The 18,294-nt window shown below is 71.5% G+C and carries 19 protein-coding genes; 9 read left to right on the forward strand and 10 right to left on the reverse strand.

The features are described 5' to 3' along the window. Positions 1-186: 186 nt before the first annotated feature. Together AC07F3_RS15040 and AC07F3_RS15045 are read left to right on the forward strand one after the other, a co-directional pair. Positions 187-741 (forward strand): PadR family transcriptional regulator, encoded by a 555-nt coding sequence (locus tag AC07F3_RS15040; RefSeq protein ID WP_479114069.1) that lies wholly within the window; start codon positions 187-189, stop codon positions 739-741. A 103-nt stretch (positions 742-844) separates the two neighbouring features. Continuing rightward, positions 845-2,569 (forward strand): acyl-CoA dehydrogenase family protein, encoded by a 1,725-nt coding sequence (locus AC07F3_RS15045; RefSeq protein WP_479114071.1) that lies wholly within the window; start codon positions 845-847, stop codon positions 2,567-2,569. 99 nt (positions 2,570-2,668) lie between these two features. Here AC07F3_RS15045 and AC07F3_RS15050 read toward each other — a convergent pair whose 3' ends face one another. The 4 genes from AC07F3_RS15050 to AC07F3_RS15065 form a co-directional block, all read right to left on the reverse strand. Continuing rightward, positions 2,669-3,808, reverse strand: coding sequence for an FAD-dependent monooxygenase (locus AC07F3_RS15050; RefSeq protein WP_479114073.1), 1,140 nt, complete (start codon positions 3,806-3,808; stop codon positions 2,669-2,671). Positions 3,809-3,969: 161 nt separating this feature from the next. Then, the gene (locus AC07F3_RS15055) at positions 3,970-5,076 is read right to left on the reverse strand and encodes an MAB_1171c family putative transporter (protein ID WP_479114075.1); all 1,107 of its coding nucleotides are present in this window, start codon (positions 5,074-5,076) and stop codon (positions 3,970-3,972) included. Further along, positions 5,069-5,578 (reverse strand): ParH-like protein, encoded by a 510-nt coding sequence (locus AC07F3_RS15060; RefSeq protein WP_479114077.1) that lies wholly within the window; start codon positions 5,576-5,578, stop codon positions 5,069-5,071. Before AC07F3_RS15060 ends, AC07F3_RS15055 begins: the two co-directional genes overlap by 8 nt. Then, on the reverse strand, positions 5,575-6,030 hold the full coding sequence (locus tag AC07F3_RS15065) for an XRE family transcriptional regulator (protein WP_479114079.1): 456 nt from the start codon (positions 6,028-6,030) through the stop codon (positions 5,575-5,577). The genes AC07F3_RS15060 and AC07F3_RS15065 overlap by 4 nt, the downstream gene beginning before the upstream one ends. A gap of 168 nt (positions 6,031-6,198) precedes the next feature. On the opposite strand from AC07F3_RS15065, the gene AC07F3_RS15070 reads away from it, so the two are divergent. Next, a complete protein-coding gene (locus AC07F3_RS15070) occupies positions 6,199-6,909 on the forward strand; it encodes a ricin-type beta-trefoil lectin domain protein (protein ID WP_479114080.1) in 711 nt (236 codons plus the stop codon). A 142-nt stretch (positions 6,910-7,051) separates the two neighbouring features. Here AC07F3_RS15070 and AC07F3_RS15075 read toward each other — a convergent pair whose 3' ends face one another. Continuing rightward, on the reverse strand, positions 7,052-8,512 hold the full coding sequence (locus tag AC07F3_RS15075; RefSeq protein WP_479114082.1) for an amidase: 1,461 nt from the start codon (positions 8,510-8,512) through the stop codon (positions 7,052-7,054). Between the two features lie 125 nt (positions 8,513-8,637). Between AC07F3_RS15075 and AC07F3_RS15080 the strand changes: the two genes are divergently transcribed. The 5 genes from AC07F3_RS15080 (at position 8,638) to AC07F3_RS15100 (ending at position 11,386) form a co-directional block, all read left to right on the forward strand. Next, positions 8,638-9,252, forward strand: coding sequence for a TetR/AcrR family transcriptional regulator (locus tag AC07F3_RS15080; RefSeq protein ID WP_479114084.1), 615 nt, complete (start codon positions 8,638-8,640; stop codon positions 9,250-9,252). Between the two features lie 95 nt (positions 9,253-9,347). Continuing rightward, positions 9,348-9,608, forward strand: a complete 261-nt coding sequence (locus AC07F3_RS15085; RefSeq protein ID WP_479114086.1) for a hypothetical protein — start codon at positions 9,348-9,350, stop codon at positions 9,606-9,608. Positions 9,609-9,699: 91 nt separating this feature from the next. Then, positions 9,700-10,266, forward strand: a complete 567-nt coding sequence (locus AC07F3_RS15090) for an alpha/beta fold hydrolase (RefSeq protein WP_479114088.1) — start codon at positions 9,700-9,702, stop codon at positions 10,264-10,266. After that, the gene (locus AC07F3_RS15095) at positions 10,218-10,613 is read left to right on the forward strand and encodes a hypothetical protein (protein WP_479114090.1); all 396 of its coding nucleotides are present in this window, start codon (positions 10,218-10,220) and stop codon (positions 10,611-10,613) included. The genes AC07F3_RS15090 and AC07F3_RS15095 overlap by 49 nt, the downstream gene beginning before the upstream one ends. 35 nt (positions 10,614-10,648) lie before the next feature. Beyond that, positions 10,649-11,386: a MerR family transcriptional regulator gene (locus AC07F3_RS15100; protein ID WP_479114092.1), complete on the forward strand. Its 738-nt coding sequence runs from the start codon at positions 10,649-10,651 to the stop codon at positions 11,384-11,386. 24 nt (positions 11,387-11,410) lie between these two features. On the opposite strand, the gene AC07F3_RS15105 is transcribed toward AC07F3_RS15100, so the two are convergent. From AC07F3_RS15105 to AC07F3_RS15120, 4 genes are all read right to left on the reverse strand, one after another. Further along, positions 11,411-12,139, reverse strand: a complete 729-nt coding sequence (locus AC07F3_RS15105) for a DUF2625 domain-containing protein (protein ID WP_479114094.1) — start codon at positions 12,137-12,139, stop codon at positions 11,411-11,413. Between the two features lie 107 nt (positions 12,140-12,246). Continuing rightward, complete coding sequence (locus AC07F3_RS15110) at positions 12,247-13,248, reverse strand: HEAT repeat domain-containing protein (protein ID WP_479114096.1); 1,002 nt, start codon at positions 13,246-13,248, stop codon at positions 12,247-12,249. 6 nt (positions 13,249-13,254) lie between these two features. Then, complete coding sequence (locus AC07F3_RS15115; RefSeq protein ID WP_479114098.1) at positions 13,255-13,923, reverse strand: HEAT repeat domain-containing protein; 669 nt, start codon at positions 13,921-13,923, stop codon at positions 13,255-13,257. Between the two features lie 106 nt (positions 13,924-14,029). Beyond that, the gene (locus AC07F3_RS15120; protein ID WP_479114100.1) at positions 14,030-14,968 is read right to left on the reverse strand and encodes a GDSL-type esterase/lipase family protein; all 939 of its coding nucleotides are present in this window, start codon (positions 14,966-14,968) and stop codon (positions 14,030-14,032) included. A 411-nt stretch (positions 14,969-15,379) separates the two neighbouring features. Between AC07F3_RS15120 and AC07F3_RS15125 the strand changes: the two genes are divergently transcribed. After that, positions 15,380-16,570 (forward strand): cytochrome P450, encoded by a 1,191-nt coding sequence (locus AC07F3_RS15125; RefSeq protein ID WP_479114102.1) that lies wholly within the window; start codon positions 15,380-15,382, stop codon positions 16,568-16,570. A 64-nt stretch (positions 16,571-16,634) separates the two neighbouring features. On the opposite strand, the gene AC07F3_RS15130 is transcribed toward AC07F3_RS15125, so the two are convergent. Continuing rightward, positions 16,635-18,281 (reverse strand): FAD-binding oxidoreductase, encoded by a 1,647-nt coding sequence (locus AC07F3_RS15130; RefSeq protein ID WP_479114104.1) that lies wholly within the window; start codon positions 18,279-18,281, stop codon positions 16,635-16,637. Positions 18,282-18,294: the final 13 nt, after the last annotated feature.

Below are 18,294 nucleotides of genomic sequence, written 5' to 3' on the forward strand. Positions count from 1 at the left end.
CCCCCCCCCCCCCCCCCCCCCCCCCCCCCCCCCCCCCCCCCCCCCCCCCCCCCCCCCCCCCCCCCCCCCCCCCCCCCCCCCCCCCCCCCCCCGCCGCCATGTCAGGGGCAGGAACTCCGGGTGAGCCGCGTCTCACCTGCACGGCTGCGCTTGTCTATGCAACGAGTTGCATAGAAGGATTCGGGCATGGCGCTTGAGCACGCGATCCTCGTCTCGCTGTTGGAGAAGCCGGGCTCCGGTTATGAGCTGGCCCGGCGCTTCGACCGCTCCATCGGCTACTTCTGGGCCGCCACGCACCAGCAGATCTACCGCATCCTCAAGCGCATGGAGAACGACGGCTGGATCGACGCCCGCGAGGTGGCGCAACAGAACCGGCCGGACAAGAAGGAGTACTCCGTCTCCGCACCCGGCCGGGCCGCGCTCTCCCAGTGGCTGCACGAGCCGATCGAACCGGAGAGCGTCCGGCACGAACTCGCCGTGAAGATCCGCGGAGCGGCCTTCGACGACCCGGCCGCGCTGCTCCGCGAGGTGGAGCGGCACCGCCAGGCACACACCGACCGGCTCGCCCACTACCTCGCGGGGGAGCGGCGCGACTTCACGGGCCCCGAAGCCCCGGAGACCGACGCCGGGCGAGAGCTCCAGCACGTCGTGCTGCGCGGCGGCATCGCCTACGAGCGGATGACCCTCGCCTGGCTCGACGACGTGATCGCCACCCTCCACCGGCTCGGTTCCGAGCACTGAACCGCGCCGACGGGCCCGTGCGGCTCCGGCCGCTCGCCGCCCGTACGCATCCGACGACCTCCCGCACCCCTCCCCACCTCCCGAGCCGGAAAGGCGAATGGCCATGGCCGACCCGCTGCTGTTCAACCCGCACACCTACGACCCGACCCACTTCGACCCCGAGACCCGCAGGCTGCTGCGCGCCACCGTCGACTGGTTCGAGCAGCGCGGCAAGCGCCGCCTGATCGAGGACTACCGCTCCCGCGCCTGGCTCGCGGACTTCCTCGCCTTCTCCGCGAAGGAAGGGCTCTTCGCGACCTTCCTCACCCCCGCCTCGGCCGCCGGTCCCGACCAGGCGGACAAGCGCTGGGACACCGCCCGGATCGCCGCGCTGAACGAGATCTTCGGCTTCTACGGGCTCGACTACTGGTACGCCTGGCAGGTGACCATCCTGGGCCTCGGGCCGGTCTGGCAGAGCGACAACGCCGCCGCCCGCAGCCGCGCGGCCGAACTCCTCGACCAGGGCGAGGTGTTCGCCTTCGGCCTGTCCGAGAAGAGCCACGGCGCGGACATCTACTCCACCGACATGCTCCTGGAGCCCGACGGCGACGGCGGGTTCCGGGCCACCGGCAGCAAGTACTACATCGGCAACGGCAACGCCGCCGGTCTCGTCTCCGTCTTCGGCCGCCGCACCGACGTCGAGGGCCCCGACGGCTACGTCTTCTTCGCCGCCGACAGCCGCCACGAGGCGTACCACCTGGTGAAGAACGTCGTCGACTCCTCGAAGTACGTCAGCGAGTTCCGCCTGGAGGACTACCCGGTCGGTGCCGAGGACGTCCTGCACACCGGCCGTGCCGCGTTCGACGCCGCGCTCAACACCGTCAACGTGGGCAAGTTCAACCTGTGCACCGCCTCCATCGGCATCTGCGAGCACGCGATGTACGAGGCGGTCACCCACGCGCACCACCGCGTCCTCTACGGCCGCCCCGTCACCGCCTTCCCGCACGTGCGCCGGGAGTTGACCGACGCGTATGTGCGCCTCGTCGGGATGAAGCTGTTCAGCGACCGCGCCGTGGACTACTTCCGCTCCGCCGGGCCCGACGACCGCCGTTACCTCCTCTTCAACCCCATGACGAAGATGAAGGTGACCACGGAGGGCGAGAAGGTCATCGACCTGATGTGGGACGTCATCGCCGCCAAGGGCTTCGAGAAGGACAACTACTTCGCGCAGGCGGCCGTCGAGATCCGCGGCCTGCCCAAGCTGGAGGGCACGGTCCACGTCAACCTCGCCCTGATCCTCAAGTTCATGGGCAACCACCTGCTGAACCCCGCCGAGTACGCGTCCGTACCGACCCGGCTCGACGCGGCCGACGACGCCTTCCTCTTCCAGCAGGGACCGGCGCGCGGCCTGGGCGCCATCCGCTTCCACGACTGGCGCACCGCGTTCGACGCGTACGCGGAGGTCCCCAACGTGGGCCGCTTCCGCGAACAGGCCGACGCGCTCTGCGAGTTCGTCGCCACCGCCGCCCCCGACGAGGAGCAGAGCCGCGACCTCGACCTGCTGCTCGCCGTGGGCCAGCTGTTCGCCCTGGTGGTGCACGGGCAGCTGATCCTGGAGCAGGCGCGCCTGACCGGCCTGGAGCAGGACGTGCTCGACGAGCTCTTCGCCGTCCTCGTCCGCGACTTCTCGGCACACGCCGTCGAGCTGCACGGCAAGGACTCCGCGACCGAGGCGCAGCAGAGCTGGGCGCTGGGCGCGGTCCGGCGTCCGATCGTGGACGAGGCCCGCTCGGCGCGTGTGTGGGACCGCGTCGAGGCGCTGGCCGGGGCGTACGAGATGGCGCCGTAGCCTTCCCCGGGCCCGGCCTGCCCGGCGCGCCCAGGTCCCCGGCCCTCGTGCCGGGGACCTGTCCACCGCGCCCGTGAGGTGTCGGGACCGGCGGAACCGTCAGGGTCGGGCGGCGTCGGGGAAGGGGGTCAGGGTGATGGCGCCGGCCGCCCGGGCGAGGTCGGCGGGCGCGACCGTGGCGCCGTCGGCCTTGACCTGCGCGAGCCGCTGGTTGCGGCCGACGAAGCCGCGCATCGTCCGCTCGTATCCGGCGAAGGCGGCGCGGTGGTCGTCGCGGTGGTGCGCGAGTTCACCCGCGAGCACGTACGCTCCGACGAGGGCCAGGCTGGTGCCCTGACCCGATCGCGGCGAAGCGCAGTAACCGGCGTCGCCGACGAGCGCGACGCGCCCCGTGGACCAGTGGTCGAGCCGGACCTGGCTCATCGAGTCGAAGTAGAAGTCCGGCGCGTCCCACAGGTGCGACAGGAGCCGGGGGGCCTCCCAGCCGACGTCGGCGAAGCGCTCGGCGAGGATGGTCCTCTGCTGGTCGAGATCCCGGTGGTCGAAGTCGAGTCGCCCGGACCGGAACAGGAGCAGCGCCCGCGCCTCGGTGTTCTGCCGGGCGCTGTAGACGCCGACCAGCGCGTCGCCCTCCCGGTGGTACGTCTGCCAGTGGTCGAGGCCCAGGAAGTTGGGCACGCTGAACACCGCGAGGTGGCTGCCGAGGAAGTGGAGGAACCGCGACTTCGGGCCGAAGGCCAGCTGTCGTACACCGGAGTGCAGGCCGTCCGCGCCGATCACCAGGTCGAAGCGGCGCGGGCGTTCGTGCCGGAAGCCCACGCGCACGCCGTCGTCCTCCTGCGCGAGGGACGTGATGACGTCCCCGAACAGGAACTCGTTCCCGTAGCGGGTCACGTCGAAGAGCAGGTGTGTCAGGTCGTCCCGCATCACCTCGATGTCGCCGTTGCCGATCAGTCCGCCGGTCAAGGTGGCCTCCGTGGACCGGGAGAGCTCCTCGCCCCGGCTGTCCACGAACGACATCCCGCGCATGCGGGTCGAAGTGGCCCGGAGCTTGTCGCGCAGCCCCATCCGCTCCACCACTGGCAGCGCGGCGCCCCGGACGTCGATGGCCTGCCCGCCTCCGCGCAGGCCGGGCGCCTGCTCCACGACGGTCGGCCGAAACCCCGCGCGCTGCAACCAGTGCCCCAGCGCGAGACCCGCCACGCTCGCTCCGGAGATCAGAACACTCGTGTTTCCCATGCGCTCTCCCAGTGCCTCGACCCGCACCTCGGTGCCCGCGGTGCCCGTGGTCCGCGGATACCTGGAGTCTTGACATCGCGGGGCGGGGCGGCAATGCGCGGTTCGGCAAGCAATAGTTGCTTTCCGGGCAATGATCCCGGGAGGGCGGGAGGGCTGCCCCGTCACACGGAGGCGGTGCGTCGGCCGGATCCGGTCAGGCGCGCCAACGCCTGGGAGACGTCGGCCAGTTGAGCCGCTTCCGCGTCCGTCCCGATGCCGTTTTCCGGAGTGATCGGGGCCAGGCCGGTGGCCGGGGCCCGGGCGGGCTGTCCGAGCGCCGTACGGTCCAGTGCCGCCAGGATGGACGCCGCCCGGGTGGTGGCCGCGGTGTCCGGGCCCGCCGGTTCCGGGTCCGTCAGGTGGGGGCGGAGGAGCAGCAGGCCGTCGTGGATCTCGATGACCCGGCGGTAGAGCGCCAACCCCAGCGCACGAGGGGCGAGTTCACCTGGTCCGCGACGGGGCTGGAGCAGGGCGATCTCCGGGAAGGCGTGGTGCAGGGCGGACCACAGCGGGCCGAGGGCGCGGTAGGTGCGGTACGACCACCACCAGTGCCGCAGCGCGACCCATGCGGCGGTGCTGCCGCCCGCGATGAGCAGGCCCGCGCAGAGCATGCCCAGGACCGAGGAGACGGCGTCCTCGCCGTCCGTCTGGCGGCCGGTGAAGAGGGCGAGCCGGATGTCGTCGACGCCCCAGGCGGTCCACACCAGGCCCGCGGCCGCGCCGCAGCAGAGCAGTCGGAGCCCCACGCGCAGGGCCCCCGTGGCCCGCCGGGACCTGTGCAGCGCCGCCCGGCACAGGACCGCCGCGTGCCAGGCCGGGTAGAGCGTGATGGCCGTGTTGTAGGCGGCCAGGAAGGGGCGGTGGCGGGCGTCGACGAAGAGCTCTCCGGCCGTGTGCTGGATGTGGGCGGCCGAGAACAGCAGCACCAGCGCGACGAGCGTCAACCCGGCCGCGATCAGCCGGCGTCGGGCCGATCTGGTGGTCATCAGGCCGATGCAGGTGACCGCCGCCATGCGCAGGAGGTCGCCCGCCAGCGTGGGCAGGCCCGGCAGGCCGACGGTCTCCTCGACCGCCAGGGCCGTGGCAGGGGTGAGAACGATGAGGGCCGCGCCCAGGCAGAACGCGAAACGGTGGACGTGCGGCTGGGTGGTGTTCCGGCGGCCGCCCCATCGGTAGAGGCCGAACACGCACAGCGCGAGACCGGCGAGACACTGGAGGGCGTCAGTCACGGTCGTCCGGCCACAGGGCGGAGTCGGCGAAGGGGTCGGCCGGACGGTTCGGCGGGGCCCAGACCGCGCGCTGGAGGATCAGTGAGGCCAGTAACTCGGCTTCCTGTTCCTGTGGATCGCTGTAGACGGTCCGGCCGAGCACGCTGCGCACAAGACCCGCGGAGAGGTGCGGGGTGAGCTCCGGCGAGAGCGTGCCGTCGTGTCCGCACAGGAGGTGGGACAGCTCGTGGACGAGGATGTGCTGGCGGTGCAGCGGGGCCGTGTCCGCCGCGTACGCGATGTAGTCGGCCTGCTCGGCGCTGACGAGCAGACCGCACGGCACGCCTGGCTGCCACCGCGTCGGCATCAGCTCGATCGGTCTGCCCCGCTGCTGTGCCACCGTGGCGATGAGCTGGGCCGCGTCGAAGGGAACGGGCAGGTCCAGGGTGGCGGCGATGGTCCGGCAGCGCCGCAGCCGGGCCCTGGACGCGCGGCTCACCGGGCCCCAACGGCCCGTTTTCATCGGCCCGTTGATCTGCGTCGGTCGGCCTCGCGGCGGGCGATGGAATCGATCAGGTCGCGTACGGTCCCCAGGCCGTCGGGGGAGAGGTGGACCGCGCGCAGCGCGACATCGCGTACGCCCGCGTCGCGCATGGCGGAGAGCAGCGCGACCTCCTCGCCGACCCGCGCGCCCTCCGCGTCGTCGAAGAAGTACGCGACCGGCACCTCGAAGAACGCGGCCAGCGCTTCCAGATGGCGCTTGGTGGGGTTGTCGCGGCGACCGGTGCGCAGCTGCCACAGATAGGTGGCGGAAAACGTCTCTCCGCTCGACTCGCGGCAGGCCCTGGCCACTTCCTCGTTGCTGTAGGGCGAGCGGTCCGGGCGGCGTACCGCCTGGAAGAGGGCCTCTATGCGCTCCGCCAATGACTGGGCCCCGGCCTCCGGCACCGTCCCACCTCCGTTCAGTAACGGCATAGTAAACGACCCGCCGCAGGGTGGGGCGGGCAACGTGTGATCTCAGCTGAGGTGAATGAATGGCCCAATGTATCCACACCAGTTGACACCCCGCCGCGCCCTCGATCAAGCTTCGGACGGATGGGAGAGCCCGTCCGAACAGTCCTGGCCGAACGAAGGAGCACACCCATGAGACGCACTGCCGCCGCGTTATTGACGGCGCTGCTGGCGATCTGCGCCGCCATCGCGCTGCCCGCCACGGCGCACGCCGAGAGCCCCGGTTCCTGCACCACCCACTACGAGGGGCCCTACGGCAGCGCCTCGTGCTCGGGCGTGGCCCCGGGCACGCAGTGGCGAGCCGTGGTCGGCTGCTTCTACCTCGTGAGCGGCCAGCCGGTCCCGTTCCAGGTGGTCGGCAACATCGTCACCGGCGACGGCACCTCGGTCGGCGGGTGCACGGGCGCCTCCTGGGCGACCAAGCACATCGAGGCCGTCGTCGTCGGCGTCACCGGCAGCCAGGGGCGGCTCGTCGGCTACGGCGGCAAGTGCGTGGACATCCGCAGCGGCAGGACGACCGTCGCCACCCCCGTGCAGGTCTACGACTGCAACGGCACCGGCGCCCAGTGGTGGACCCTGGGTACGGACCACACCGTGCGCGCGCTCGGCATGTGTCTGAACGTGGTGTGGCGACGCAGCGAGAACGGCACCAAGGTCGAGATCTACGACTGTCTGCAAGGCGCCCAGGGCGAGCAGTGGATCCCCCAGCCGGACGGTTCGCTCAAGAACGTCCTCACCGGCAAGTGCCTCGACGACCTCGGCTTCAACACGGCCAACGGAACGCAGCTGGGCATCTGGGACTGCAACGGAGCGGCCAACCAGAAGTGGACCCTGACCCCCTGACGGGGCACCGCACCGGCCGCCCCCGGGATCGCGTCGTGACCACGCGGACGGCCTGAGCGGGCACGGCTTCGGGGGACGCCCCGAGCTTTGGCCACATGGAGGGGAGCGGCGGGGCCCGGCCCGGGGAGGGCGGGTCCCGCCACTACATGTGCGGCGGACCAGCAGGGCGGCCGGCCCACACCGGGGGAGTTCGGCTCGACCACGGCTGGGCGCGTTCGAGTTGGCCCGCCAGACGGAAGAGGCGGCCCTCCAGGCCGTAGCCCGCGGCGAACTGCATGCCGATCGGAACCCCCGTCCCGCCGTCGACCGTCACGGGCACGGACATGGCGGGGGTGCCTGACACATTGAACGCCGCGGTGAACGGCGACATGTCGAACAGGCGTCGGAGCCAGCCGAGTCCGTCCAGCGTCTCGGCGCCCTCCGCATGCGTACCCAGAGGCACCGGGAGCTCCGGCAGCGTCGGGGTGAGCAGCAGGTCGTAGGCGTCGAAGGACCGTGCCAGGCCGCGCGCGACGCGGTTGCGCAGATCGAGAGCGGTGACGAACTGGGGGCCGCTGACCCGCTGCCCGTAGTGGTAGCTGGCGAGGATGGGTGGTTCCAGGGTCGAGGAGTCGATCGGGCGACCGGTGGCGGCCGCCAGCGCGTCGAGCGAGGCCGCGAGATTCGCCGACCACTGACGGGCGTTGGCCAGCACGAACTCCTCCCATCCGGCGCCGAGTTCGACCGTGGCCTCCTCCACCCGGTGACCGAGCGATTCGAGCAGGCGCACCGTGCGCGCGAGCGCCTCGGCCACGGGCCCGGTGGTGCGACGTCCGCCCCACGCCTCGGCGAGAACACCGATCCTCAGCGTGCCCGGATCGCGAGCGACCTCCTGGGCGTACGGCCGGGGCGGCTCCTGGGCGAAGTAGGGATCGCCCGGCTCCGGTCCGCGGATCGCGTCGAGCAGGACCGCGCTGTCGCGTACGGTGCGGCTGACGCTGCCCTGTACGGCGAGGCCGTTGAAGATCTCGTCCAGGTCCGGCCCCAGGGAGACCCGGCCGCGCGTCGGCTTCAGCCCGAACAGCCCGTTGTAGGCGGCGGGGATGCGGATCGATCCGGCGGCGTCGGTGGCGTGGGCGAGCGGGACGATGCCCGCGGCGACCGCCGCTCCCGCGCCCCCGCTGGACCCGCCCGCGCTCCGCCCCAGGTCCCATGGATTGCGGGTGGCGCCGTACAGCACGGGTTCCGTCGTGGTGCTGTACGCCATCTCCGGTGTCGCGGTGCGCCCGAAGGTCACAAGACCGGCGCGGCGGAAGCGCCGCATGAGGAAGGAGTCGGCGAGTGCGACGTTGCCCGCGGCGAGACGGCTGCCCAGCTCCGACCGCCTTCCGGCCATCGAGACGCCGAGGTCCTTGATCAAGAAGGGGACTCCGGCCAGCGGGGCGCTGCCGGGGGCGGGCGCGTCATCCGTCGGCCATGTCTCCACGACGGCGTTGACCAGCGGGTCGACCGCCCGGGTGGCTTCCCGTGCCGCCGCTTCCAGTTCGGCGGCGGTCACCTCGCCCCGCGCCACCAGCCGCGCGAGCCCGACCGCGTCGAAGGTCACGTACTCCTCGACTTTCACTGCTGCTCCCAGAGAAGAAGATACCGTTGAGACCCTGACGATACCGATCGGTATCGCGTGGAACGGACTGGTACCGTAGCAGTGGATGTGAAACCCCACAACGGACCAGACGTCACGGAGCAGGCATGGCATCGACCGTCAGCAGACCGGACCGGGTGGCCAAACTGCCCCCGCGTGAGCGCATCCTGGACGCGGCGGAAGAGCTGTTCCAGAGCGAGGGGATCCAGCGTGTGGGCGTCCAGGCCATCGCCGAGCGGGCCCGCACCACCAAGATGGCGATCTACCGCCACTTCGAGACCAAGGACGCCCTGGTCGCGGAGTGGCTGCGGATCCTCGCGGCCGACTACCAGGCCGCCTTCGACCGGGTCGAGTCCGAACACCCCGGCCGTCCCCGCGAGCAGATCCTCGGCCTGGCCCGCTTCATCGCCGAGGGGCTTCCGGCGATCTCGCACCGGGGCTGCCCGTTCATCAACTCCCTCGCCGAACTGCCCGACCGTTCGCATCCCGCACGACAGGTGATCGAGCAGCACAAGGCGCTCCAGCTGCGCAGGCTGGTCGCCCTGTGCGCCCAGGCAGGGCTGCCCGACCCCGAACAGGCCGCGGCCGAGATCACCTTCGTCCTCGAAGGAGCGCAGGTCAGCACACAGAACGGAAGCGTCGACCGGGTAGGGGAGCGGCTGACGCGGATCGTCGAGGCGATCGTGGACCGCCACCGCCACCGCCCCGCCACCGGCGCGTGACCGGAGTCGGCCTCCTTCCGGGCGCGCGAGCCGACGGCAGGGCCGAGGGCGGATGCGCCCATCGGCGCCATGACCGATGCGCCGCAGGTCCGACCATGGTCCTCAGGAGATCGTTCCCGGGCGGCCCCGGTGCGCCCGGCAGTGGACAGGACCCTTCTGCGGACACGCATGCCGATCTGGTGTTCCTCGGCGGTCAAGTGGTCGCGGTGGATGCGGAGTTCACCGTCGCCTCGGCCCTGGCGGTGACCGGCGGGCTGACCAGCGCCGGACTGGCACCAGGAGTCGCCACCATGATGCTGCGCGAGTCGAAGGCCGCGGCGCGGGCCGCGGCCTGGGGAATCGAACCGTCCCCGTGAGGCCGCACACCACCGCGCCGACCCGCATGCGCGAAGGCGACGGAAGAAAGGGCTTGACCCTGCCCCTGCGTCAGGGTTGGAGCCTGGCCTCATGACGAACGACATCACATCCCCCGAGCGGCTCGCCCCACCGGTCGGAGGCTTCCAGGAGATCGACGGACGGCGGCTCTTCGCGCACCGGTCGGGCAGCGGCGGGCCAGCCGTCGTGTTCCTGCCGGGCGCCGGCGCCGTGGGTCTTGACTACTTCGGGGTCCAGCACGAGGTTGCGCGCTTCACCACCGCTGTGGTGTACGACCGGGGCGGCACGGGCTACAGCGACCCCGTCGCCCTGCCGCGCACCGCCACCGAGGTCGCCACGGAACTGCGCGCATTGCTGCGCGCCCAGCACATCCCCGCCCCGTACGTCCTCGTGCCGCACTCCCTCGGCGGCCTGTACGCGCACCGCTTCGCCCAGCTGTATCCGCGGGACGTCGCCGGGCTGGTCATGCTGGACACCCTGCACCGAGACTGGGACGCGTTCCTTCCGCCCGCGATGCGGCTCGCCGCCTTCGAGCGGCTGGCGCCCGGCCCGGAACAGCTCAGGAAGCTGCGTCCGGTGCTGCGGGACACATGGCACGAACTGCTCGCGGAATACCCCGAGTTCGTGCGGATGCGCTGATCGAGGCTCATGACCGCGAGGCGTGGCTCGAGTCGGGCGCCGCCGAGCGCGGCACCCTGATCCCGCTCGTCACCGAACTGAAGGCCGGGCCTGGTTTCCCCGACGTTCCGGTGATCGCTCTCACGGTGGTGGGCACCGATCCCGTCCCGCGGGCGACGGTGCCGGATCAGACGGCGCGGGAGATCCGGGACGGCAGGATCCGGTTGGACGCGGCCCTGGTGGGCGTGGTCTCGGACGGAGAGCAGCGCGTCCTCTCCGACACCCTGCACCACCGGCTCTGCTTCGACCGCCCCGACGCCGTGGTCCAGGCGGTCCGGGACGTGATCGACCGGGCGGCCCGGGCCTAGACTCACCGCCACACGCCGAAGATCCGAGGAGGACGGTGCTCACGATCGGCCAACTGGCAGCGGCCGCGGGCGTAACCGTGCGCACCGTCCGCCACTACCACCACGTCGGCCTGTTGCCCGAGCCGCAACGCGACGCCTCGGGCTACCGCCGCTACGGCGCGCAGGCCGCGGTGGACCTCATCCGCATCAGGACCCTCGCCGACGCCGGTGTGCCGCTGGCCCGTATCGACGCCCTGCTGCACGCGCGGCCCGCGGAGTTCGCCTCGGCCGTCACCGAGATCGACGCGGCGTTGCAACGCAAGATCGACGAACTCGGCGAGTCCCGCCGCCGGATCGCCGAACTGGCCGGCGGTGAACGGCTTGTTCTGCCGCCCGAGGTGGTCGCGCTCCTGGACCGGATGTGCGCCCTCGGGGTCGGTGAACGGCGGGTCCGACTGGAGCGGGACTCGTGGATCCTGCTGCGGGCACTGGACCCGGACGTCATGCCGCAGCGCGTCCGGGACAAGAACGCCGCCCTCGACGACCCCGAGACGGCACGCCTCTATCTCGCCTGCGACGCATCGGTGGACTGGGCTCCGGACGATCCCCGCCTGGACCAGCTCATCGACGACCTCGACGCCTGGGAGATCAAACACGGGCAGGACAGCGCCCGGAGGCGATCCGCGCAGCTGGTCTCCTCCCAGATCGCCGACGCGTCACCGGCATGGCAACGCATCATCACCACCCTCGCCCACCGAGCCAAGCACCGCCGAACCACCGAGCAGCCCGGCTGAGACACACGACGCGGGCCACCTGGTTCAGACGTCTCCGAGGAAGCCCGGATCAACCCCGTCGAACTGTCGCGCCGAATCGCGGGCGACGCCGAGCAGCTCCGCCATGGGCACGGCACGACGGCTGGTCGCGGCGATGTCCTGCCGTGCCTCGGCGGACCACAGCGGCGGAAATATCGACAGTCCCTGACCGCTGTTCAACGCCTGAACCTCGTCACGCCGCCCCGGCCAGCGGAAGTCCGCGTAGAACTCCTCCGACGCCCCCGACACCAGCCAGGTCAGCCATGCCGAGTGGCCCGCCCCCAGGGCCTCCCAGCGCAGCGAATCCGGGGCGAAGTACACCACCTCACCCGGGTCCCCGGGGCGGCCGGCATCGGCAGGCGAACCACCGTTGAGAGCGAAGACACCACCCAGCACGTCGTGAGCCACCACCAGGCCCGCATCCGGTCGCCACGCCGGGTCGAACGACGCGGGGAGTCGGTTGACCCGGGCCAGGCTCGGCAACCCGTGTGCCGCCCCCTTGGCCGGGCTGCCGAAGACCCGCACCCACCCGCCGTCCACCAGCAGGCCCCCGCAGTGCAGCACCACCGCGCCAAGGTAGGACCGGGCCGTGACCTGCAACTGAAGGAGGGATGCCGCGGCCACGTCGCCGTCGGGCGGGAGCACTTCCACGAGCCCCGTCCCGGCATCGATTGTGTCCCTCAGCTCCGGCCAAGCGGGTTCCTCGACATCGATCAGCTGACTCAACTCACGCATGCCGGAATCGTCGCACCCCCGTCCCGTACCCCGACGGGCAGGGCTCGCGAGGTCCCTCCGAGGCCAGCCCCCGTGGGCCGGTAGCCGCGCGTTCCGGGACGGATGCGCTACCGCGGCTCGCGCAGGCCGAGAAGGTACGTTGCGGTCAGTGCGACGCCGGGGTCGTCGTCGTCCGACAGGGACGCCAGGGCCTGTGACACCGTGTCACCCGGGATGTCCGCGAGGGCCTGGGTCAGGCGTCGACGGGCCGCCGCATCAAGGGAGTTGCGGGTGAGGCGGGCGAGGAGCTGCGTGGCGATCTCGTCCGCCCGGGCGGGGTCACTCGCCAGCGTGCCCAGCGCGTCGGCCGCGTCGACGTCGTTCGTCTCTCCGACGATCATGTCGAGGAGCAGGGGGACCGCCTCGGCTCCGCCGCGCGCCCCGACCGCCAGAGCCGCGTGCCGGCGGACCACCAGATCGGGGTGCGTGAGGGCTTCTCGCAGCAGGGCGGTCGCCGTATCGTCCGGGATCTTCGCGATCGACTGGACGGCGCGCTCGCGGACCGCGGCCGTGGGGGAGGCGAGCCCCTCCGCCAGGAGTGGCAGTCCGCCGCCCGACCGGACCAGGGCCCATCGAAGGGCTCCGGCGACGTGCGGGTCCGCTTCGCTCAACACCGCCTCCACCAGGGCTTCCACCGGCACCGGAACCTCCTGCGCCGAGGCCAGGGCCGCGCGCTGGCGCTGGCCCGCGCTCTCGGATCCCAACGCGTGCAGGAGCGCGACGATCTGGAGGACGTCCTCCCAGTCGGCCGGTTCCGCCGCATTGATCCGCCGGAGCCGCGTGAGCAGCGCCGTCTCGCCCGCGATGCGCTCGCGCGTCTGGCGGATGAGGTCGTCCACGAGCCCGGCGGGCTCGAAGCCGGGGTCGTCGAGCGCGGACCCGACCTCGCGCAGCGACAGCCCCAACGACCGCAGGCTCTCGATGTGGAAGATGCGCCGGATGTCCTCGCCGGAGTACTCCCGGTACCCGCCTTCCGTACGGCCCGTGGGCCGCACCAGGCCGAGCGAGTCGTAATGCCTGAGCATGCGGGCGCTCACACCGGACCGCCGCGCGACATCACCGATCAACACTGCCCATCACCCGTCCTGGCCGGTCGTACCGAGAGCCATGATGCGCTTCGCCTCCTCGACGGCGAAGTCGAACCCGGCCTCCGGGTCGCGCAGCAACTGTTCGGTGGCGATCGCGTGGGCACGCACGCGGGCGTCGGGATGTGCGGCCGCGGCGTGCAGGGCCGCCACGATCGCCTCGCCGAGAGCGATGAGAGCCCGGCTCAGACTCAGCTGGGTCTCACGCCCGCCCCGCCCGAGCTGCGCCCCCAAATCCCGTACCAGCCAAGGGACTTCACCTTCGGGTACGAGAACGACCGCGGCCCGCCAGGCGCTCCGTGCCACCTCGTCGTCGGGGTCGGACAGCAGCGCGGGTGTGATCGCGGGCCACACCTGCCGGTCGCCGATCTTGGACAGTGTGTGCAGCGCCTGGCTTCGGGCCTGTGCTCGCTCCGACCGGAGTTCGTGGACGAGCCCGGGCAGCGTGGTCGACGAGGGGTGTCGGGTGAGCGCCCACGTCAGCATTTCCCGCACGGAGAAATCGGGCTCGACCGCACACCGCTCGATGAGCGTGGGGACGAACCGTGGCTCGGGGGCCGTTCCGACCGCCAGGGCCGCCCGCAGCCGCACCGAGGGATCGCGGTGCTCCAGCCCCTGGAGGGCTCGCACCGCGTCCGCCTCCTGCTTCGTCATGGTCATCGGGACCACCTCCTCGGCGCCAGTGAAGGGCTTGTCACCGTGTCAAGGTCAAGCGGGACCGCGCTGCAGGTCACCGGATCGCGGTGCGCCCGGCTCGGGGTGCCGGTCAGCGCCGCAGGGCGCTGAGGTGTTCATGGATCAGCAGGTGTCCCTCGGGAGTGGGGTGCAGGCCGTCGACGAGCAGCTCGGCACGCTTGTGCAGGGGCTCCCACAGGTCGAGGTGGTCGACATGGTTCTCCGCGCACCAGGACCGCGTCGCCTCGCGCAGGGCCCGCGCGCGGGCCTCCGTGAAGCACAGGCCCTCGTAGTCCTCGGTGCGTGTCTCGTCGAGCCAGAGCGGGCCCACGACCACGAGCCGTGCGTTGTGCGCCAGGGCCGTGGCGGCCAGGAAGGCGAGGCTTTCCGTGAGCCCCGACAGTGGGTCGGCGCCCTCCTGAGGGGTCGTCACCGGCAGGGCGGAGTCGTTGATCCCGGCGGCCACCAGCAGGGTGTCCGGCAGGCGAGGGGGCAGGACGCCGGGGGTCTGCTCACTCACGTCGAGCAGGGTGCTGCCCGGGATGGCCAGGTTGAAGACCCGGTGCTCCGCCTCGTTCTCCGCGATGTGCTCCGCCGCCAGGTGCGCCGCCCATCCGCCGCGCGGGTCGCAGCGGCCGTACGCGATGCTGTCGCCGACGATCACGATGCGCGCCGCCGAGCGCAGCGGGTTCGCGTCCAGGTAGGCCCAGGCGCTCGTTCCGCAGGAGAGCAGCACCCGTCGACGGGCGTAGTCGTCGACCTCGTACGCATCGGCCGCGGCGAGCTCCTCGTCGGTGAGGTGCAGGACACCGCCGTCGACGACGGCGCCGTGCTTGCGCCGCAGGGTCAGGTGCACGTCGAGACCGCTGGTGGCGATGACGTCCGGGTCGGTGATCGGCAGCGGGCTCGTCGCGTACCCGGTCAGCGACGCGGGGGAGCACGGCACGGTCCGGCCGAAGAGTGCGATCTGGACCTGCTCGTCCAGCAACGTGCCGAAGGAGAACAGGGTGTGGGGGCGTGACGCGGTCACTGTGGGGTACGCGGCCTCTCTCGCAGGGTCTGTCGCCTCACCCTAGCGGCTGACCTGGGCCGATGAACCGGCCGTCCCCGTCAGGGCCTTCACGGCGGCAGGGCGCGCCGGCCGACTCCCTCAGGTCCCGCGGGGGCCTGTTCCTGCTACGACCTCGGGGCAGGAGAACCCGGCGGAGACCTCCGCCACGGTGCGTCGTCGCTCCCGCTGGGTCAACCGTCCTCGTGGCACCGGAAGTATTGCCTTCGCAATCATTTATTGCAACGCGTCGTTGCATTCGAGTGCAGCGCCATTGCATCAATTTCGCGCTTCCCACCAGGGAGTTTCCGCATTCGTGGATTGACCTCATTTTGAACGCAACGTAGCTTTCCAAATACATCAAACACGCCATATCGCGAGCCAGGAGTGGCCATGTCTGAAACCCTCCACACCGTCACCGCACTGCCGACGGAACGTCGGACCGGCTGCCCCTTCGACCCTCCCGCGGAACTGGTCGACGCCCAGCGGCACGGCCCCATCAGCCGCTACACCCACCCCGGCGGGAAGCCCGGCTGGCTGATCACGGGGTACGACCTCGTGCGGTCGGTGCTCGCGGACCCGCGGTTCAGCTCCCGCAAAGAGATCCTGAACGTGGGCGACTTCGAGCTTCCCCCCGCACCGCCCGGGGAATTCCTGCTGACGGACGAGCCGCTGCACAGCCGCTATCGCAAGCCGCTGATGGGCAAGTTCACCGTCCGGCGGATGCGGGCGCTCACCGAGCGCATCGAGCAGATCACCACCGAGTGCCTCGACGCCATGGAGAAGGCCGGGCCGCCCGTGGACCTGGTCACCGCGTTCGCCAAGCCCATCCCCACCATCGTGATCTGCGAACTGCTGGGCGTGCCGTACGAGGACCGGGCTTCGTTCCAGCAGCAGATCGACACGTTCGTCGGGGGTGCGACGAGCGACGAGGAGTTGATCGCCGCCTACACAGCGACGCAGGAGTACCTCGCGTCGCTCGTGGCCGCCAAGCGCGCCCACCCCACCGACGACGTGCTCAGCGAGCTCACCGACAGCGATCTGACGGACGAGGAACTGAAGGGAATGAGCCTGATCCTGCTCGCCGCGGGCTTCGACACCACGGCGAACATGCTGTCGCTCGGCACCTTCGCGCTGCTGCGCAACCCGGCCCAACTCGCCGCGCTGCGTGATGATCCAGCCCTCGCCGGGGGTGCCGTGGAGGAGCTGCTGCGGTATCTCAGCGTGGTCAAGACGTTGATGCGGACGGCCCTGGAGGACGTGGAGCTGGGCGGGCAGACCATCAAGGCCGGGACGACGGTCGTCCTGTCCTACAACACCGCCAACCGCGACCCCGGGCGCTTCAGTGACCCGCACGTGCTCGACCTCGGCAGGGAGTACAGCGGGCACCTGGCCTTCGGCCACGGCATCCACCAGTGCCTGGGGCAGCAGCTGGCCCGCGTCGAGATGACGGTCGGGTTCCGCGCGCTGCTCAACCGCTTCCCCACGCTGCGCCTGGCCGTGCCGCCCGAGGAGGTCGATCTGCGCCCGGAGGCCGCCGACATCTACGGGGTGAAGAGCCTCCCGGTCGCCTGGGACGTGTGACGGAGGCGCCTGACGGGGCGACGCCGGGGCGGGGGTCCCCTCGACCCCGGTCCCGGCGTCGCGGTCAGCCGGACGGGCGGATCGACAAGGCGTGGTGGAAGACGTCGCGCGGATCCCACCGGGCCTTGACCTGCTGGAGGCGCGGGCAGTTGCCCTTGTAGTAGAGGGTGTGCCACGGGACGCCGGAGGTGTTCCACTCGGGGTCGGCGAGGTCGGTGTCGGGGTAGTTGATGTACGAGCCGTCACTGACCGCACCCGGTACCGGGACCCCGCCCGTGTCGGCATACACATCGCGGTAGAAGTCACGGACCCAGGCGAGGTTGGTGGCGTCGTCGGCTTCGTAGGTCCAGATCGTCTGGTAGACGGCCTTCATGATCACGTCGCGTTGGGCGACGGCGGTGGCGCCCGGCGGTACCGACCTGACCTGGCCGCCGTAGCCGATGAGCAGCATGCCGCCGCCGGACGTGCCCGTGGCATTGGTCAAGTTGCGGTGCACGGCGGCGAGTTGGGTGTCGGTGAGCGAGCGGCGCAGGTAACCGGCCTTGATCTTGTACCGGCGGGTGCCGACATCACCGGGCTCCCCCGTCCCGGGCCAGGTCGTCGAGTGCAGCCAGGGCAGCGTCAGCCAGGTTTCGGTGCCCTCGACGCTGTCGGCGTACACCGCGTCCAGGAACTCCCGCACCAGACCGCGGGCGTTGGGGATGCCCGCGTCGATCTGAACGGTCATCAGGAAACCGTTCGCCCTGTGGTGCATCGGGATGAGGATGGCGTACAGCCCCGCGTACTTGGAGCCGGGCGCGCTGTTGCGTTCGTGCCAGGTGCCGAAGTTGCGCAGCAGAGTGGTGAACGCCTGGGGCGTCATCCTGTCGTCCCAGGCCCAGGTGACCAGGCACCCCAGCTGATCGCTCGGCGCGGCGGGCAACAGCCCGGACGGATCGCTCCCGCTCGCCCCGGGGGAGCGCAGCCAGTACCGGGTGACCACCCCGAAGTTCCCGCCGCCTCCGCCGGTGTGTGCCCAGAACAGATCCCGGTGCGGGTCGTCCGGCTCCCGCGTGGCCACCACCGCGCGTACGGCGCCGTCCCGGTCGACCACCACCACCTCCACGCCGTACAGGTGGTCCACCACCGATCCGTACCGGCGCGACAGCGGTCCGTACCCGCCACCCGCGAAGTGCCCGCCCGCTCCCACCTCCGGGCAGCCGCCCGCGGGGACGGTCACGCCCCAGCCCTTGAACAGCGTCCGGTACACGTGCCCGAGCGTGGCGCCCGGCCGCACCGAGAAGGCCCCGCGCGCCGCGTCGTAGCCCACCGCGTCCATGGGGGACAGGTCCAGGAGCATTCGCACGCCAGGGTCGGCCGTGAAGTTCTCGAAACAGTGACCGCCGCTGCGGACGGCGACCCTGCGCCCGGACCGTACGGCATCCGAAACCGCCCGGACCACCTGCTCGGTCGAGCCGACCACCCGGATCTCGTCGGGCCGCCCGACGAAGCGGAAGTTGTTGCCCCGCAACAGGCTGTCGTACCGGGCGTCGCCGGGCCGGACCGTCACCGGACCGAACCCCGTCGCGTCCGCAGGCGTCGGGCCGTTCTCCGCCGCCGCTGCCGAAGCCGCGGGGCCGACCACGCCCGCCGCCGCACCGCTCGCGGCCGCCGCGCCCGCCGCCGCCAGCAGCCCACGCCGGTTCATCGGGCTGGGATGCGATCCGTTCACCACGAGCTCCTGT

It is taken from the genome of Streptomyces sp. NPDC045846 (assembly GCF_056431605.1).

Excerpts from the sequence above, each read along its gene's own strand:
- AC07F3_RS15040 (WP_479114069.1), top strand. The coding sequence starts at position 187 with ATGGCGCTTGAGCACGCGATCCTCGTCTCGCTGTTGGAGAAGCCGGGC.
- AC07F3_RS15045 (WP_479114071.1), top strand. The coding sequence starts at position 845 with ATGGCCGACCCGCTGCTGTTCAACCCGCACACCTACGACCCGACCCAC.
- AC07F3_RS15050 (WP_479114073.1), bottom strand. The coding sequence starts at position 3,808 with ATGGGAAACACGAGTGTTCTGATCTCCGGAGCGAGCGTGGCGGGTCTC.
- AC07F3_RS15060 (WP_479114077.1), bottom strand. The coding sequence starts at position 5,578 with ATGAAAACGGGCCGTTGGGGCCCGGTGAGCCGCGCGTCCAGGGCCCGG.
- AC07F3_RS15065 (WP_479114079.1), bottom strand. The coding sequence starts at position 6,030 with ATGCCGTTACTGAACGGAGGTGGGACGGTGCCGGAGGCCGGGGCCCAG.
- AC07F3_RS15070 (WP_479114080.1), top strand. The coding sequence starts at position 6,199 with ATGAGACGCACTGCCGCCGCGTTATTGACGGCGCTGCTGGCGATCTGC.
- AC07F3_RS15080 (WP_479114084.1), top strand. The coding sequence starts at position 8,638 with ATGGCATCGACCGTCAGCAGACCGGACCGGGTGGCCAAACTGCCCCCG.
- AC07F3_RS15085 (WP_479114086.1), top strand. The coding sequence starts at position 9,348 with ATGGTCCTCAGGAGATCGTTCCCGGGCGGCCCCGGTGCGCCCGGCAGT.
- AC07F3_RS15090 (WP_479114088.1), top strand. The coding sequence starts at position 9,700 with ATGACGAACGACATCACATCCCCCGAGCGGCTCGCCCCACCGGTCGGA.
- AC07F3_RS15095 (WP_479114090.1), top strand. The coding sequence starts at position 10,218 with ATGGCACGAACTGCTCGCGGAATACCCCGAGTTCGTGCGGATGCGCTG.
- AC07F3_RS15105 (WP_479114094.1), bottom strand. The coding sequence starts at position 12,139 with ATGCGTGAGTTGAGTCAGCTGATCGATGTCGAGGAACCCGCTTGGCCG.
- AC07F3_RS15115 (WP_479114098.1), bottom strand. The coding sequence starts at position 13,923 with ATGACCATGACGAAGCAGGAGGCGGACGCGGTGCGAGCCCTCCAGGGG.
- AC07F3_RS15125 (WP_479114102.1), top strand. The coding sequence starts at position 15,380 with ATGTCTGAAACCCTCCACACCGTCACCGCACTGCCGACGGAACGTCGG.